Source organism: Vibrio sp. 10N.261.52.A1 (assembly GCF_002876325.1).
In the GTDB taxonomy this organism is placed as follows: Bacteria; Pseudomonadota; Gammaproteobacteria; order Enterobacterales; family Vibrionaceae; genus Vibrio; species Vibrio chagasii.
Window position 1 is genome coordinate 1 of record NZ_MCYD01000893.1, and the last position, 3,144, is coordinate 3,144.

At 46.1% G+C, this 3,144-nt stretch carries 4 protein-coding genes; all 4 read left to right on the plus strand.

All coding sequences use genetic code 11. The features are described 5' to 3' along the window. Positions 1-1,002: signal recognition particle-docking protein FtsY (gene ftsY / locus BCT81_RS19355; protein WP_102425515.1), on the plus strand; the 1,002-nt coding region annotated here is incomplete at its 5' end. 77 nt (positions 1,003-1,079) lie between these two features. After that, positions 1,080-1,754 carry a cell division ATP-binding protein FtsE gene (gene ftsE, locus BCT81_RS19360; protein ID WP_004740528.1) on the plus strand — a complete coding sequence of 225 codons (675 nt, stop codon included), beginning with the start codon at positions 1,080-1,082 and terminating at the stop codon, positions 1,752-1,754. Further along, the gene (gene ftsX / locus BCT81_RS19365; protein WP_102425516.1) at positions 1,744-2,712 is read left to right on the plus strand and encodes a permease-like cell division protein FtsX; all 969 of its coding nucleotides are present in this window, start codon (positions 1,744-1,746) and stop codon (positions 2,710-2,712) included. Before ftsE ends, ftsX begins: the two co-directional genes overlap by 11 nt. Positions 2,713-2,889: 177 nt before the next feature. Continuing rightward, positions 2,890-3,144: sigma-70 factor domain-containing protein (locus tag BCT81_RS19370; protein ID WP_277869831.1), on the plus strand; the 255-nt coding region annotated here is incomplete at its 3' end.

A 3,144-nucleotide genomic window follows, 5' to 3' on the forward strand; every position in this document is an offset into this window, starting at 1 on the left:
GCAGAAGCAGAAGCAGAAGCAGAACAGGAACAAGAAGTTGTTCCTCAAGCTCAGGTTGAAGAAGTACAAGAGAAGCCAACAGAAAGCTTCTTTGCTCGCCTTAAGCGTAGCCTAAGCCGTACTAAAGCAAACATTGGTGCAGGCTTCTTTGGTTTGTTCAAAGGCAAGAAAATCGATGATGATCTGTTTGAAGAGCTAGAAGAGCAGCTGCTGATCGCGGATGTGGGTATGAACACCACAGTTAAGATCATTGAAAACCTGACAGAAAAAGCATCTCGCAATGACCTAAAAGATGGCGAAGCGCTTTATGGTCTGCTGAAAGAAGAGATGGCAGACATCTTAAGCCAAGTGGAACAGCCCTTGGTGGTTGATACTACGAAAACGCCTTACGTTATCTTAATGGTTGGTGTGAATGGTGTTGGTAAGACAACCACTATCGGTAAGCTAGCGAAACAATTCCAAAACGAAGGCAAGAAAGTGATGCTAGCGGCGGGTGATACTTTCCGTGCCGCAGCTGTTGAGCAACTTCAGGTTTGGGGTCAGCGTAACGATGTGCCGGTTATCGCTCAACACACAGGCGCAGACAGTGCATCTGTTATCTACGATGCGATTGAAGCTGCTAAAGCTCGTGGCGTGGATGTTGTGATTGCCGATACAGCGGGTCGTTTGCAGAACAAGAGCAACCTGATGGAAGAGTTACGCAAGATTGTTCGTGTCATGAAGAAGATTGATGACTCTGCACCGCATGAAATCATGCTAACACTTGATGCTGGTACAGGTCAGAATGCTATCAGCCAAGCGAAACTATTCAGTGAAGTTGCACCAGTAACCGGTATTACGCTAACTAAGTTAGACGGCACTGCGAAAGGTGGTGTGATTTTCTCAATTGCTGACCAGTTCCAGATTCCAATTCGTTACATTGGTGTTGGTGAAGGCATTGATGATCTGCGTCCATTTGAGTCAAAAGACTTCATTGAAGCTCTATTCAGCCGCGAAGAGTAACGCGAGTAGCAAAGTGGTTTATCCTTAACCTGCTATCGTTTTAAATTTGATATTAGTGATCGTAAGAGGAATTTTCGGTGATCAAATTTCAGCAAGTGAGCAAAGCCTACCGAGGCGGACGCCAAGCACTCCAAAAAGTGGACTTCCATCTCAAACGTGGAGAGATGGCATTTTTAGGCGGGCATTCCGGTGCAGGTAAAAGTACCTTGCTGAAGTTGATTTGCGCGATTGAGCGCCCGACTGATGGGCGTGTCTGGTTCAACGATCACGATATCACTCGTATTCCTGCTAAAGACATCCCATTCTTACGCCGTAATATCGGGATTGTTTTTCAAGACCACCGTCTGCTGATGGATCGCTCTATCTTTGATAACGTTGCTCTGCCTATGCGTATCGAATCTATTTCTGAAAATGAAATAAAGCGCCGAGTCAGTGCTGCGTTGGACAAGACTGGCTTATTAGATAAAGCACGCTGTTTGCCAAGCCAGCTTTCTGGTGGTGAACAGCAACGAGTGGGCATTGCCCGCGCTGTGGTAAACCGTCCAACTCTGCTGCTTGCGGATGAGCCTACGGGTAACCTAGACCCGGAATTATCTAACCGCGTATTGCGACTGTTTGAAGAGTTTAACCGTGCCGGTGTGACGATCATCCTAGCGACGCACGATATCGGGTTAGTGAACACTCGCCCTCAATACCGTCATCTTGAATTAAACCAAGGCTTTTTGAGTGAGGTTGAAGACTATGGCCGCTAATAAGCGCATCAAAAAACCTCAATCTAATCGCGCTGCAAACCGCACTTCAAGTGACGGTTTCTTCGTGGTGCATTGGAAGCAAGCTAAGTCATCGTTCTCGCAGATGTGGCAACGTCCGTTGGGCAACTTACTGACGCTTGCAGTTATTTCTATGGCTTTAGCAATGCCTGCGTGTTTGTACCTACTAGGTAAAAACGTAGGTGAAGTGGCAAAAGATGTCACAAGCCCGTCACAAATTAGTGCTTATGTAGAGGATGGCATTCCCGAGCCTCGAGTGATGGTGCTTAAAGATGAAATCGAAAGTTGGGACCAAGTTGAGCTGGTGGAGTACATTTCACCTCAACAAGGGCTTGCTGACCTCAGCCAGTATTCTGGCTTTGATGATGCCCTAACTATTCTCGACGACTATTCACTGCCAGGCGTGTTAGTGATAACACCCAGCGTACAAAGCGATGCTCAAATCAAAGAGCTGGCAGGCCAAGTTAAAAAACAAGAATTAGTGACTGATGTTCGTTTAGACGAAGATTGGTTAGCAAGATTAGACGCGATTAAAGCGCTAGCCGCTGTCATCGTCATTACCCTAACGGTATTGATGTTGGGCGCTGTGTTTTTGATTATCGGCAACACATTACGATTTAATGTGTTGGCGCATAAGGAAGAGATTCAAACCATGAAGCTGATTGGTGCCACCGACAGCTACATTCTTCGACCATATCTATATTCAGGTATGTGGTTCGGCGTATTAGGCTCGATTAGCGCATGGGTAATGACGGCATTAATTACCGTGTTACTGAACAGCGCAGTGGATGACTTGGCTCAGCTTTACGACAGCCACTTCCGCTTAATTGGCCTAAGCTGGGATGAATCATTACTGTTTTTGATCGTTGGAACCCTGCTGGGTAGTGTGGCTGCGAAGCTTTCTGCACAGCGTCACCTAAAAGAAATTGAACCTGTTTAGGTGAATAGAGTCATATTTAGACGAAAAATAGGCACTTCTTAACCAGTTTTTGCCTTGTATAGACGAATTGATTATGCATAATTACTTCCCCCTTCTTGAAACCTGTTCATTTTAGGTTCAAGATTGTTGGGTTTTAATAGATGTACTACTCCAGATCAGAGATTGATGAGGAACCGAATGGCAAACCAAGCGTATCAAATGGCTTTAGTCACACAAGATAGTTTAGACAGCTATATCCGCTCAGCGAACAGCTACCCAATGCTGACGCCTGAAGAGGAACGTGGACTTGCAGAGCGATTACATTACAAAGGTGAGATCGACGCTGCGAAAGGCTTGATCCTTTCACACCTACGATTCGTGGTGCACGTTGCAAGAGGTTACTCTGGCTACGGGCTGCCTATGGCTGATCTCGTTCAAGAAGGTAACATCGGT